This window comes from Enterococcus sp. AZ084 (assembly GCF_051714905.1).
Lineage (GTDB): Bacteria > Bacillota > Bacilli > Lactobacillales > Enterococcaceae > Enterococcus_B > Enterococcus_B pernyi.
In genome coordinates, this window is record NZ_JBIOSS010000001.1 from 2,670,879 (window position 1) to 2,685,355 (window position 14,477).

The window sequence follows — 14,477 nt, forward strand, 5'->3', positions numbered from 1 at the left end:
AACCACATGTCACATCGCTCCTTTTCTCTAATTACATTTATTTTATCATGATTGAAACCGTTTGACAAACGATTTTAAAAGCGTGACAGACATCAAATTTCTGAAAAACCATCCTTCAATTCTTGAAGGATGGAGAAAAGAATGATTTCCTCTCACTAGACGAACGGGGGAACCATCACATAACTAATAATGATTTGATTGCTTTTCGTTCATCCATTGCCTCATAAGCAGCTTGAACTTGATCTAACTCGAATTGTTGCGTAAAGACTTTACCTGGTTCGATTTTATTTGATAAGACTGCTTCTAATAGTGAAGCTCGGTCGTGAGTCGTCACAGCCGCAATCCCTCCACGTAAGCCGATATTACGATAAAACAAAGCGTTCGTATCCAACTCATCTACGTGAGGAACCCCCACACGTCCAACAACTGCACCTGGTCGACCAACTTTCACTGCCGTTTCAATCGCTTGTTGCGTCCCTACACACTCTAACACTGCATCCGCGCCGGCACCTGTTAATTTCATGACCTCAGCGATTGCTTCTTCTCCACGAGTCGCAATGATATCCGTTGCTCCAAATGTCAAAGCTAGCTGTTGACGGTCTTCATGTCGACTCATCGCAATGATTTTTGATGCGCCTAACAATTTTGCTCCAATAACTCCGCATAAACCTACAGCACCGTCTCCGATCACAACGACTGTATCTCCTTCTTTCACCTCAGCACTCACTGCTGCATGATAGCCCGTTGCCATAACATCCGCCAACGTAACAAAGGAATTTAACATATCATCGGAATAATCTTCTGGTTTACCAGGGATTTTTACTAACCCCCAATTCGCATTGCGATAGCGAATATACTCTGCCTGATAGCCTGTTGAACCTGAAGTATCTGATAAACAATCACCATCAAACCCAGCTAAACAAGCCTCACATTCCCCGCAACCATGGGTAAAAGGCACAATAACAAAATCACCCGGTTCAACGTTTGTAACACCTTCTGCTACCTCTTCTACGATACCGATCGCTTCATGTCCCGCAGCAGATCCTGCTTCTTTTTTAGAGATGCCACGATACCACCATAAATCAGAACCACATACACTTGCACGTACCACACGAATGATTGCTTCGTTCTCTTGATTCAATTCTGGCTTAGGCATTTCTTTGATAGCCATTTTCCCTGGTTCTAAAAATACTGTTGCTTTCATCGCTTCCACTCCTTAGATTAATTGCTTCTAGTATATCCCCTTGAGTCAACTCCAAGTCAAATAAAAACAATTATAGCCAGTCTTTTTCCAATAAGCCGGAAGAAAATGAACTCGCTTTTATGTACTCGCTATGGTATCATAGCGTTGAAAAGCGGAATTGCGTCAACAACTCCGCTTTAGATAGCACCGTTTTACTGGTGGCTAGTTTATTTCAGTTACAAAAAATAACCGTTAAACTGTCCAAAGTTTAAGTGGCGGTTATTTTTTGTTGTCTTTGTCGCTGACGATCAAGACCAATGTTGCAAACGATAATGCAAACATCAATGCCTCAAACACAGACATGCTTATTCCTTTCTAGGAGAAAGCCACAGATCAACATAGGCATCACCTCTTTTCTTAAGGCTAGCCACCGCATCAACTTTACTATCATTGTCAGTATACTATAAACCGAAAATTTAAACCTTAATTTTTAGATTTTTTCGTTATTTTTGGTATTGCGATTTCTACCTCTTTTTGTTCTTCTACCATAACAAAAGAAAGTGAACTCGCTTTTATGTAGCAACTATGGTATCATGACTTTGAAAAGAGGAGTTGCATCAACAACTCCCCTTCAGATAGCATCGTTCAAAACAATGGCTAGTTTGATATTGATTCAAAAAATAACCGTTAAACCTTCCAAAGTTTAAATGGCGGTTATTTTTTGTTGTCTTTGTCGCTGACGATCAAGACCAATGTTGCAAATGATAATGCAAACATCAATGCCTCAAACACAGACATGCTTATTCCTTTCTAGGAGAAAGCCACAAATCAACATAGGCATCACCTCTTTTCTAAAGGCTAGCCACCGCATCAACTTTACTATCCCTGTCAGTATACTATAAGCTGAAAATCTAAACCTTAATTTTTGAATTATCATGTTATTTTTAACAGTAAAAACCGGAAAAGTGTTGAGTGAGAAACTCACAAACTTTTCCGGTTTTTGGCAGGATCAGAACGGACCTAGAAAGATCCAATCAATAGATCACTCAACACATGATTTCTATAATTCTTCCACTAATGCTTCTAATTCATTTAATCGTTGTTCAAACACGGCCATTGCATCTTCAATATAAGCTGCTTGGGTCATGTCCACACCAGCTTTCTTCATTACTTCTACTGGATAATCGCTGTTTCCTGCTTTTAGATACGTTAGGTAAGCATCTAATGCGCCTGGTTCTTTCTCCCAGATTTTCTTCGCTAAAGCAGATGCAGCAGAAAATCCTGTTGAGTATTGATAGACATAATAATTATAGTAGAAATGTGGGATACGCGCCCATTCATCTTTGATTTCTGGATCTTTTTCAACAGCTGGACCATAATACTTAGCATTTAATTCGCCATAGCTTTCACTTAGGTACTCACTCGTCAAAGGTGTTCCTTTTGCATCTTCTTGATGCATGAAGTGTTCAAACTCTGCAAATTGTGTTTGACGGAAAATTGTTCCTTTAAAACCATCTAAATAATGATTCAAGACATAGGCACGAACCCGAGGATCTTCTTCGGTCGCTAATAAATGTTCGGTCAAAATATTTTCATTTGTTGTTGACGCGATCTCGGCTAAAAAGATTGAATAATCACCATAGACGAAAGGTTGGTTCGAACGTGTGAAATAGCTGTGGACACTATGGCCCATTTCATGGACCAAGGTGAACAGTTGATCCAACGTATCATGCCAGTTCATCAGAATGTAAGGGTTGGTATCATAACTACCAGAAGAATAAGCGCCACTGCGTTTCCCTTTATTCTCGACTACATCGATCCAACGGTTTGAAAATGCTTCTTTTACGACAGCCAGATATTCTTCTCCCATTGGCGCAAGTGATTCAATGGCTTTTTCTACTGCTTCTTCATACGTAAATTTGATTGGTGCTTCACCTAATACTGGCGTATACAGATCATACATATGCAATGTATCTACGTTTAATAGTCGTTTCCGTAGTTCCATATATCGATGCAATAACGGCAAATGTTTGTTCACAACAGTAACTAAAGTATCATACACACTTTCAGGAATATGGTTATTGCTTAGTGCAGCTTCTCTGGCAGAAGCGTATCGACGTGCTTTGGCTTTGAAGTTGTGCCCTTTGATATGTGTTCCAAGTGTGGAAGCAAAAGTGTTTCTAAATTGTGCATATACGCTGTATAGTCCTTTGAACGCCGCTTCACGTACTTCACGATTGGTACTTTCTAATAATTGACCATATACACCATGTGATAATTGGATCTTTTCACCATTCTCGCCAGTGATTGTTGGGAACTCTAAATCAGCATTATTCAACACTGCAAAAGTACCACTTGAAGCACCGAAGATTTCTCCTGCTCCAGCAAGTAATGCTTCTTGATCTGCCGACAAGATGTGTGCGCGGTTATCAACCATTTGTTTGACATAATGACGATAAACTTCTAATTTTGGTTCTTCTTCAAAATATTGCCAAATTTGCTCATCAGAAAGTTGCAACACTTCTGGCTCATACCAAGCTATTGCTTCACTCACTTTTGAAAGCAAACTTCCCGCACGAGCATACAATGCTTGATACGTGGTATCGGTCGTATCTTGGTCATTTTTTAAATGGGAATAGACATAAATAAGCTCAACTTTACGATACATTGTTAAGACAAATTCAAGCGCCTCCAAAAATGCTGTTGCTCCATTACCTAATGTTCCTTTGTACTGCTCAGAATTTTTTAATTCTTCAGTCAATTCTTCGTACTTTTCATCAAATTCTTGATCGCTTGAAAAGATCGGTGTTAAATCCCACGTCAATTTCTCAGGCAAATCTTCTCTGTTTGGTAACTTCGTTGTTTCGCTCATCTGTTCCACTCCTTTTGATCATCTTTGCAACTATGCTTCTCTGAATAAAAAATAATAGTTACTTTTTTACTTACTCTTCTGAGTTTATCATAACTCTTTCATGATTTGTATATGGAATTCTTTTCCGATTATTATTTTCCGACTAAACGTTTACACTCTTCATAAAATAAGCGATATATTTTTTCCTCATCAATCAAAGGAAATAACCACTCATTTTTATGTTCTTTGATTTCTTGATACCACTTAGCGAAATAACTTGTTTTCTTATCAATCTCATGGCATCCCATCTGCGAAAACAGCAACCGATAAAAGAATACTTGTTCAGAAAAAAAGCAAAAGAAATCACTTCCTTCATAGATCCACGACTCAAGATAAAGCACATGCTTCTTTCTTAGATAGCACTGTTCTTGTAGTCCTAATACTTTTTTATTTTTTCGAATGATTTGTTTTGCTAACCAGTCTTTTGTTTTCACGGAAGAAGGACTTGGTATTTTTCGCAATGAGCCACTTTCGACTTCTAATATTGTTAATAGCTCTTTCTCAAAAAAGGACCAAGAAGATTGTTCAAACCTGATTTTCCCCGATAAGTCTGTGAAGATCTGACTATATAAGTAAACCTTTTGCGTAGACCAGTCGATTTGCCAAAAGTGGAGCTGTCGTAAATCGTCGTAGTAGCAAAACTTTTTTTCTAATCTTAAGCGATCTTTCCTTTTGAAAAATTTCATTCCTAATAGCCACCAAACAACATACCCATTTACTTTGTAATTGATCGTCCTTTCGATCATTCGCTCATAAGACAATGGAGAACATTGGATCTCAAACACATGATGACCAACCAAGATATCCGGACGTTGCATCAGTTGTGATAGATATCCTTCCATTTCTACTCTTGGATAGCTTTTTTTCAACCATCGGAAACATTGTCTTTTTAGATTAAGATGCTCTTCAGATTCCGCCTCACTAAATACTTGGCAGTCCGAAGTATCATGATGGGAAAAATGGGCGATCCTCTTCATTCCTCTTTTTAAAAACACTTGATTCCCACAGTTTGGACAATAGTAGTCGTACTCTTTTGTTGCATCAGTTGCTAAAAAAACAGACCCTTCTTTGTCTTTGGCGAGTAGCATCGACTCACTTCCTTTCATTAGATAAATACGCCAACGAAAAAAAGGTCTCAACAAATGTTGAGACCCTTGACAAAGCATACCTAGCAATGTCACTGTCGCTATATTAGCTTATCCTATGCTTTATTCAAAATAAAATTTCACTCGTTCCAGAGCATTACGTTCCATCAATTGCTGTCCGTATTCGTTCAATGCTTCAGGGGTTCTTGTACTTTTTTCAGCAAATTCTAAAATACGTGCATATTGATTTTCAACATCAGTTTGATTTAGATTTTCCATCCAAAAGTGAACAACTAAATAATAACGTTCTTCTAATTGGTATAGATCTGTCCAAGCAGATTCTAATTGAACATCATTCGCAAGCTGGATCACTTGCTCAAAGTCACTGAATACAAAAATTGCTCGTTGTTCACTTGCAGTAGTTGATTCTGTTAAGTCGCTTTCCTCTTCATTCGCAAGCATTTGGCCTTGAAGAAACTCACTAACATCTGCGCTATTCAACGTCGATTCATTGTTTTGACCTATCTCTTCGTCTGGCATATTCTTACTGATAAACAGTTCTAGGCCATCCCCTTTTGGCAAAACTTGGAAAGTGACAGCTTCGCTACTTTGGAACTCCTCTTCAATATCCACTTCTTCTAAAATACTATAAAAAAAGTTTTCTATTTCTCTGTGGTTACCTAATAAATCTAAAAATGAGACACCACGTTCTTCTAGATCCTCATGGCCGATCATTACACGAATCGTATTCTCATTGATATGTTCCATTTCCATTTGCTACACCTCACTTTATCCCAACTATCCATATAGATTAATTGTAGCGAAATAAGAATAAATGTAAAGAAAAAATCATTAAGTACTCAAAAAACGCAATTTATTTTTAATAAAAAAAACTTAGGAAGACATCTCATCCTCCTAAGTTTCATTCTGTTTTTTCTATAAACCAGCCATTAGCTGGGCTTGACGTAATTCTAATTGACGAACATCTCGCGGTAAGAAACGACGGATTTCATCTTCATTAAAGCCGACTTGTAGACGTTTGTCATCGATCATAATTGGTCTACGTAACAAACCAGGATTGTTTTGTACAAGCTCTAAAAGTTCTTGTAATGGTAACTCATCAAGATCCATGTTTAGTTTTTGGAAAACTTTTGAACGGGTAGAAATAATTTCTTCTGTTCCGTCTTCCGTCATTTGTAAAATTGCTTTTAATTCAGAGCTATTTAGAGGTTCTGAAAAAATATTTCGCTCTACAAATGGAATCTGATGCTCTTGCAACCACGCACGAGCCTTTCTGCAGGAAGTACAACTTGGGGAAGTATATAGTGTTAACAACGTGCATCACTCCTTTTTGTGATTATAGCCACATTTTTGTAACAGAAGATCCTGAAAATCTTCTATCTGTTCCTATTATACCTAATCAACAATTAAATAGCTAGCTTTTTTTAAAAATATTTTTTAAAAAAATGAAAGTTATCTAAGACAGATATACAGTTAAACCAAGGTTTCTACTTTATTCCCAGTTAAAAAATTAGAGTTTTCAAATACTTTTACAATATTACAAAAACATAACACAGCATTTAAATCTGTACTAATCTTTTTTGAAAGTCAAAAAATGAGAGCGCTTTTTTCGCATTTAATGTTTTTTATTTATTTTAATAACAGACAATTTAAAAAACTCAGAAAATATGTAAAACTAATAAAATGTTGATTTTAGCGCCACAATAAAATTGATCTTACACACGAACCCTTTGGCGAAGTGAAAAATCATTCGTTATCTTACACATTAACGTTATTTTATATTTTACTAATTTTATTTTTTCTGTATTAAAAAAACAAGTTATCTTTTGTTTTATTTATTTTTACTATTATAATCCATTTGACAAAGTCGAAATAGATTTGTTGATTTCTTTATAATAAAATTAATTATTTTTAGTTAAAAAAACTAAAATACACAAACCTTATTCTGTCAAGTAATTAGAAATATAGTAATAAAAACCTTTAATTTACAACGTTTTTCTTGGCTTTTTTTTGTTACAATAAGCGAGGATTTGTGAATAAGATAGAATTTTGAAAGGCGTGTAATAATTTGATTAAATCAGTTGTATTTGATGTTGACGATACAATGTATGATCAGCAACAACCATTTAAGAATTCAGTTAAAAATGTGGTACCTCAAGTAGCAGAAGAAGATATGCATGGATTATATATCCGTTTCCGTCATCATAGCGACGAGAATTTCCCAAAAGTCATGGCTGGAGAATGGACACTTGATTATATGCGTGCACACCGCATCAGTCAGTCCTTGATCGATCTAGGTTATTCGCCTATCTCCGATGAAAAATGCTTAGTTTTCCAAGAAGTCTACGAAGAGGAACTAGCGAATATCTCTCTTCATCCTGAAGTAAAGAAAACACTTGATTTTCTTAAAGAAAAAAATATTCTATTAGGGATCATTACCAATGGGCCAACTGATCATCAAACAAAAAAATTAAATCAACTTCAATTAACAAATTGGATTCCTGCTGATTGTATGCTAGTTTCTCAAGCAACTGGCTTTCAAAAACCAGAAAAGGAAATCTTCCAATTAGCCGAGAAAACTTTCAATATGTCACCTGATGAAACACTATACGTTGGCGATAATTACGAAAACGATGTGTTAGGGGCTAAGAGTGCCAACTGGCAGACGTTATGGTTCAACCACCGCAAACGCTCCATCAATGAGCGTCCGGTGTGTGATGTAGAGATCAATGAATTCGATCAACTGCTATCAGCTATACAAACTGCTGTAGGCGAAGCTCAGCTTGTCTGATCAAATAAGCACATGCTATATAAATAAACAAGAAGCCAAGAAAGATAACTTCGCAGATTTGCGAGGCTACCTTTCTTGGCTTATTTATTGTTCCCTATACAATGAATCAATTACTCAATAAATCATCTTTACATTTTATTCGTCATTTTCACCTATGCTTAGAATCAAACGAATATCGTCTTCTGTTAATTTCGTCAATTGTTCTTCGTTTCCTTGAATTACTTTTTGGAACAATTCCCGTTTTTCTTGCTGTAAAGAATCCATTCGCTCTTCGATTGTTCCTTCAGCAATCATACGCCAGACCTCAACGACATTTTTTTGTCCAATACGATGGGCTCTTCCAGCAGCTTGTTCTTCGATTGCTGGGTTCCACCATAAATCATAAAGGATGACAGTATCTGCGCCAGTTAGATTTAATCCAGTCCCACCTGCTTTAAGTGAAATAAGAAAGACATCTTTTTCACCTGCATTGAAAGCATCAACCATGGTTAAACGATCTTGCGCCTTTGTACTTCCTCGTAAATAAAATGTACTTAGCCCTAATTCAGCTAATTCCTCTTGGAGGATCGTCAACATACCTGTAAATTGGGAGAACAACAAGACACGGCGGTTATTTTCTTTGGCAGCTAGTAATAAATCTTTTACTTGTTCTAACTTACCTGAGCCACCTTGGTAGTCTTCTACAAACAAACGAGGATCACAACAAATTTGACGTAAACGTGTGAGTCCTGCCAAGATACCGATCCGATTCTTTTTAAATGATTCTGAATCCATAGCTGATACTTCTTCACGCATTTGTCTTAAATAAGCAAGATACACTGTTTTTTGCTCTTCTGTTAATGCAGAATAAAGATTCATCTCTGTTTTTTCCGGTAAATCTTTAAGAACTGTTTGCTTGTCTCTTCTTAAAACAAAAGGACGTATCATCTGCGCGATTTCATCAGTCGTCAATTCTCTAAAACGTGTACGATTTGGAAAGAACCCTGGCATGATTGTAGCAAATAATGACCATAGTTCTTCGAGGCTATTTTCAATCGGTGTCCCACTTAAAGCAAATCGTTGCGGAATATGCAACTCTCGTAAAGCTTGCGCAGTCTTTGTGCTGCTGTTTTTCACCATTTGTGCTTCATCTAGGACTAAATAATTAATCGTTGATGATTGATATTCTGAAAGATCCTGACGTAGGCTCGCATAAGAAGTAACACGAATATCTACTTTTTCCGCTAACAAAGTTTCTCGCTCTTTCTTATTGCCATTGATTACTTGGACACTCAATGAGGGAGCAAATTTTTTCACTTCGGCTTGCCAGTTATAGATCAAACTCGCCGGTGCTACGATCAAGGCGTCCAGTGAACCTTTTTCTTCTTTCTCCGAAAGTAGAAAAGCAATGGTCTGTAACGTTTTCCCTAGACCCATTTCATCAGCTAAAATGCCACCAAATTGATAATGACCTAACATTTTCAACCATTGGAATCCTTGCTTCTGATAGTCTCTAAGCTCTGCATGCAAATTCTTTGGTAAAGCGGCTTCGTAATTCGTAGGATCGATCAAGTCTTGAGTCATCTGTTGGAAAGAATCGCCAAAACTAGCATTACTTCCTGTAAATTGTTCTTTGATCATCAATCCTTGATTTTTTGGCACTTGGATAACGCCATCGTCTGAACGGATCGTATCTCTGAATTGTTGTAGGATTTTGCTTGTTTGTTGGAATTCTTCTGAATCAAACGATAACACTTGGCCACTTTCTAAGGTATAAAATGAATCATTTCTTAACAAACTCTGCAAAACATTGTCGATTTCATGCTCGTTGATTCCTGTCACATCAAAGCGGATATCTAGCCATGAGCCTGTTTCTTCTACTTCGATCTGTGGTTGGTGTTTTTGTGCATCTAGATATAATTCCCGTAATTTTTTTCCTATACGGACTTCTCCAAATTGACGAAAAACAGCTAATTCTGTTCGGAAAAACTGATACAATGCTTCGCCTTCAGGTAATGGACGTTCGTAGCCCGTTTTATTTTTCCGGTAACGGTACATACGAAACAAATCAAGGACCCGCTGTTCTTGCGCCGTATCTCTCAATATTTCGGTAGTTTGCTCAGCAAGCGTTTCATGTCGTTCATCTGTGGAGAACACAACATCTCCATATACAAAATCGATCCTTGCTTGAATTTGCCCTTTCATTTTTTTAAAAACAAAGACAAACTCTACTGGAATGTCTGCGACTTCTGCTGTCACTTCATCATCAATAGCAACGGTTCCTATCTGATCTAAAAGCGGTAAGATTTCTTTAAACAAAGAAGATAATTCTTTTTTATGAAAGGCAACTTCTGGCTCTTCAAAACGTTTCATCAGTTGTTTCCAAGTCAAATAGATCGTCTGTTGCTGTTTAGTCAAATGATAGATAGTACCTTGTCTGATCCCCCACTGATAGTGAGACAAGAACAAATCAAAGTCACTTACGGCAGTCAATTGATACTGTGTTTCTCTCTTCTTGACTTGAAAACTTAGCGGTTTCGTATCGTCTGAAAATTGGATGCCATGATAAGTTTGATCATTGATCTGTAGTTTCAAACGTGTCGATTGATTCATACGCTCTAACAAAGATTTCGACTGATCGATTGGCAAAAGTAAGTAACGCTTGTCTAATTTCCCTTTTACCAAGACACCGTTTGCGCCTAATAATGTTTGCGTCTGTGCAATACCCGCGAATAGATCCATTAGTTGTTGATCTTCTTGTTGGAAAACTCGGTGCTCTAAACGGAATTGATACTGTTTATTGACCGTATAGTTTTCCTCTTCTGTGTACGCCTGTAGAAATTCATAAATATTTTTTACGATGTATGTCTTCTTAGGTGTTTCTAGAAAGCCCACACGTAGATACACCGCCAAAATAGAAAGTTCTGGATGGTATTGATTGGTTTCGATCTGTTCGACATGATAGTCGATCACTAAGGGTTGCAAGGTTTTAGTAGAAGTCTTCCCTTTTAACCGGGCAAAGCCTTTTGTCAATAGTTCTCCTTCACTGGTCTTTTTCGTTGGTTCGATCATTTTTTGATCTTTCTGCATGATACGAGAAAGTTGTTTCGATCGTAAATAAAGTTCTACTGCAACAGTGTGCTTGCAATAATGATGTTCTTCCCAGTATGGGCATTGACAGTAATCTATTTCTTTTGCTGTACCATCTAAATCAACTAAATACAGCTCACTACCTAAAACTTCTGCATGCCACACATTCTCTTCTGGATCTGGGACAACCGATAACACACGGTCTTCTTGCAAATATTGACGCCCTCTTGCAATGACTTTTTCCGGAATACTCCATTTCATTGTTATCAATCTCCCTTCTTAACCAAAATGGTAGCGTATCTCACTTTGTCCACTACCTTTTGTATCAATTCGTATTTGTTGCAAGACACGTTCTTTCAACTCACGTACATGGCTGATGATCCCAATCATCCTGCCTTCGCTTTCAACTGTTTCTAATGCTTCCATCGCCATTTCCAAGGCTTCTTCATCCAGTGAACCAAACCCTTCATCAATAAACAATGCTTCGATCGTGATCCCACCAGCTTGCGCTTGAATCACTTCTGCCAAAGCTAAAGCTAATGATAATGCAGCAATAAAGCTTTCGCCTCCAGATAAAGTATGCGATCCTCTGGTCGTTCCTGCTTCATCATCGTACACGTTGATTTCCAGACCAGTCTTTCCGCGGTAGCTACCGACTTCTTCATCTAATTCAAACTGATAGCGGCTTTTTGTCAATCGTATCAGATGTTCATTAGCGACTTGTAAGACTTCTTGTAAATAAACTTGCAAGACATAACGTTCAATGCTTGTCTTTTTAGGATTTTCGCCATTCATCGTCTGTGATAATTGTTGCAACTGGATCAATTCATCTAGTTGTTCCTGACTATTTTGATAACTTGTAGTAAATTCCATGATCACTTTCTGATTGGTTTTATACTCTTGTTGCAAGTGATAGATCAATTGTTGCTGCTCTTCAATGTGTTGTTTGATTTTTTCGATTCGTTCACTCAACACTGTCAAATCTTGGGATTTTTCATCATAAGTGACATGTTCCAATTGTTCTAAGCGAGTGGAAAGAACCAACTGTTTCGTTTGATACTCCTTGATCGTTGTTTTTCTATTTTCGTATGTGACTGTTTCTTTTAACAATGCTGCTATTGCTTCTTGCGAAGAAAAATCAGTGTGTTGCTCCAAGAAACTAGAGATTTTCCGTTGTTCTTTTTCATATTGAGCAGTTGTCTTTTCGATTTGTTCAGTCAACGCTTCGATTTTAGTCGTCAAAACAGCTGATTCTTGCTGGAGTTTCTCACCTTGCGCCATTTGCTCTTCCAATTCTTGCTTGCTCTTGCTCGACTGTTCGGCTAATTGATCAGCTTCTTTTACTAAAGTATCAAGGTCTTCTGCTCCTAATTGTTGACTCAATCCTGCCATCTCACCTTGGAGTCGTTGGATTTTTTCATTATGGAGCATTTGTTGAGCTTTGATCTGTTCACTTTGTTCTTTGTTGCTGGCTAGTTCTTCCATGACCCTTACTTGTGCTTCTTCTGCTTTTTTGATTTCCTTTAAACGAGCATTGAGGGTTTTCTCTATTTCCGCCAACCCTTGAACAATATCTTCTTGCACGTCTATTTGGAAGATGGCTTTTAACTCTGTGTTCAAATAAATTGCTTGTTGATCCAACTGTTGACTTGTTTCCACTTGTTGCTGGCTTAAGCGAGCAAGCTGTTGGTTGATTTCTTCGATTTCTGCTTCTTTTCGACCAATTTCTTGATGCGTTTTTTCGATCGATTGTTCTGCTTGGACCATTTTTTCTTCAAGCACAGCTAAGTTTTCCTGCACTGATTCACGATTATCCGGTGTCAATGGATGCTCCGTTGCACCACACACTGGACAAGGTTCACCAGGTATCAATAGGGTTTGTAAATAAGTAATTTGTTGCTTTGCCCAGTCGCTTTTGCATTGATTGAACTCGTGTGTTTGTTGTTCAAGTAATCGTTGTTTTTCTACCAATTGCTCTGTTGTTTGTTCAAAGTACTGATGATTTTTCACTAGTTCTTTGTCAAGGTGATCAAGGTGTTGCTGTTGTTCACAGTAACGTTCCCCTTCTAAACGTAAACGTTCATAAACCAACTGTTTTTCTTGTAGTTCCCCTTGGGTTGCTAAAACGGTTTGACTCGTTTGTTGTCTTTCTTGAAGGATCAATTGCTGATCTGCCAGTTGTTGGATTTCTTGCTGTAATTCACTAAGTTTTTTTTCCATTACGGAAAGTTCCGATTGTTTTTCTCTGAAAGTATCGGCTACTGGGATCAATCGTTGCTTTTCTTGGAACGTTTGACTCATTTTTGCTATTTTTTGTTCGAGATTTTCTCGTAAGTCCGCCTGTTCTTGCCATTTCTGTAAATCACTTGCCACCTTATTGCACGCAATAATTAGTTGCTGTTTCTCACTTTCCTGTGTGGTAAGTGATTCTTGGTATTCTTGGCTACGTTCAAGCGGGGTGCGCAATTGCTGAGCAACTTCATAATGAGAAATCCATCTTTGGTGCTCCTCGATCACTTGTTGTTGCTCATTGAGCACTTGTTGTTCTGCTAATAATTGTTGCTTTTCTTCATAAGCAGATTTTTGATTTTTCCCGTGGTAGTAATCCGTCTCGCTGATTTTTTGTTCTTCTTTCAGTTGCTCTAATACTTCTTGCTCTGAGGCGAGCCTTGTTGAAACTTGATCTTGATACTCTTTCCACTCATTGATCACTGTCTCAAAAGATTGTAGACCAGCCGGTTGCTTCTCTTCATAGGAACTAAATTGCCTTTGCAATAAGACTAATTCTTGCTCCAAATAATCCAGTCCTTTTTGCTTGTTCTTGGCTTTTTCTTTCAATTGTTCGGTGAATCGTTGAAAGAATTGTGTGCCGAATAAGTTACGTAAAACTGTTTCTTTTTCACTACTAGAGGAAATCAAGAAATTCCGAAATTCTCCTTGCGGCAGTAAGACGATCTGTGAAAATTGTTTCGCATCTAAATTCAATAGTTCTTTGATTTCTTGATCGACTTCACTACGTTTTGTTAATTGTCGAATTTCTTTTCCTTTTTCATCAAAGATCGTTAAACTGACTTTTGCCGCCTGTTTTCTCATGCCCTCACCCTTGCGTTTAGCTAACAATTGTTCAGGCTTACGTTCGACTTCATAACGCAACTGTTGATGTTCAAACGAAAAAAAGACACTCGTTTCGTCTTCTGGTGTCGCAAATAATGACCGCATCTCTTTGCCAGACCGCAACCTTCCAGATGTTTCTCCAAAAAGCGCATAAGTCATGCCATCAAAAATCGTTGTTTTGCCAGCCCCTGTTTTTCCTGTAATCAAAAACAAGGCCGCTTGGGTCAATTTTGAGAAATCAATCGTTTCATCAATAAATGGGCCAAAATTTTTCAATCGTAACGTCTGTGGTTTCATACTTGA

General features: G+C 37.7%; 8 protein-coding genes. 1 reads left to right on the forward strand and 7 read right to left on the reverse strand.

The features are described 5' to 3' along the window. Nucleotides 1–175 precede the first annotated feature (175 nt). The 5 genes from IGI79_RS12100 to spxA form a co-directional block, all read right to left on the reverse strand. Entirely contained in the window at nucleotides 176–1,204 is a 1,029-nt protein-coding gene (locus IGI79_RS12100) for a zinc-dependent alcohol dehydrogenase family protein (protein WP_438846026.1), read from the reverse strand. A gap of 1,039 nt (nucleotides 1,205–2,243) precedes the next feature. After that, the gene (gene pepF, locus IGI79_RS12105; RefSeq protein ID WP_438846027.1) at nucleotides 2,244–4,055 is read right to left on the reverse strand and encodes an oligoendopeptidase F; all 1,812 of its coding nucleotides are present in this window, start codon (nucleotides 4,053–4,055) and stop codon (nucleotides 2,244–2,246) included. A 131-nt stretch (nucleotides 4,056–4,186) separates the two neighbouring features. After that, on the reverse strand, nucleotides 4,187–5,200 hold the full coding sequence (locus IGI79_RS12110) for a competence protein CoiA (protein WP_438846028.1): 1,014 nt from the start codon (nucleotides 5,198–5,200) through the stop codon (nucleotides 4,187–4,189). Between the two features lie 102 nt (nucleotides 5,201–5,302). Next, a complete protein-coding gene (locus tag IGI79_RS12115; RefSeq protein ID WP_074801313.1) occupies nucleotides 5,303–5,953 on the reverse strand; it encodes an adaptor protein MecA in 651 nt (216 codons plus the stop codon). A gap of 162 nt (nucleotides 5,954–6,115) precedes the next feature. Further along, nucleotides 6,116–6,514 carry a transcriptional regulator SpxA gene (gene spxA / locus IGI79_RS12120; RefSeq protein WP_005877288.1) on the reverse strand — a complete coding sequence of 133 codons (399 nt, stop codon included), beginning with the start codon at nucleotides 6,512–6,514 and terminating at the stop codon, nucleotides 6,116–6,118. A 754-nt stretch (nucleotides 6,515–7,268) separates the two neighbouring features. On the opposite strand from spxA, the gene IGI79_RS12125 reads away from it, so the two are divergent. Continuing rightward, nucleotides 7,269–7,991, forward strand: coding sequence for an HAD family hydrolase (locus tag IGI79_RS12125; RefSeq protein ID WP_438846029.1), 723 nt, complete (start codon nucleotides 7,269–7,271; stop codon nucleotides 7,989–7,991). Nucleotides 7,992–8,126: 135 nt separating this feature from the next. Here IGI79_RS12125 and IGI79_RS12130 read toward each other — a convergent pair whose 3' ends face one another. Both IGI79_RS12130 and IGI79_RS12135 read right to left on the reverse strand, forming a co-directional pair. Beyond that, on the reverse strand, nucleotides 8,127–11,321 hold the full coding sequence (locus IGI79_RS12130) for a DEAD/DEAH box helicase (protein WP_195475564.1): 3,195 nt from the start codon (nucleotides 11,319–11,321) through the stop codon (nucleotides 8,127–8,129). A gap of 18 nt (nucleotides 11,322–11,339) precedes the next feature. Then, complete coding sequence (locus IGI79_RS12135; protein WP_195475562.1) at nucleotides 11,340–14,471, reverse strand: AAA family ATPase; 3,132 nt, start codon at nucleotides 14,469–14,471, stop codon at nucleotides 11,340–11,342. Between the last annotated feature and the right edge of the window lie 6 nt (nucleotides 14,472–14,477).

Excerpts from the sequence above, each read along its gene's own strand:
- pepF (WP_438846027.1), bottom strand. The coding sequence starts at position 4,055 with ATGAGCGAAACAACGAAGTTACCAAACAGAGAAGATTTGCCTGAGAAA.
- IGI79_RS12100 (WP_438846026.1), bottom strand. The coding sequence starts at position 1,204 with ATGAAAGCAACAGTATTTTTAGAACCAGGGAAAATGGCTATCAAAGAA.
- IGI79_RS12115 (WP_074801313.1), bottom strand. The coding sequence starts at position 5,953 with ATGGAAATGGAACATATCAATGAGAATACGATTCGTGTAATGATCGGC.
- IGI79_RS12130 (WP_195475564.1), bottom strand. The coding sequence starts at position 11,321 with ATGAAATGGAGTATTCCGGAAAAAGTCATTGCAAGAGGGCGTCAATAT.
- IGI79_RS12135 (WP_195475562.1), bottom strand. The coding sequence starts at position 14,471 with ATGAAACCACAGACGTTACGATTGAAAAATTTTGGCCCATTTATTGAT.
- IGI79_RS12110 (WP_438846028.1), bottom strand. The coding sequence starts at position 5,200 with ATGAAAGGAAGTGAGTCGATGCTACTCGCCAAAGACAAAGAAGGGTCT.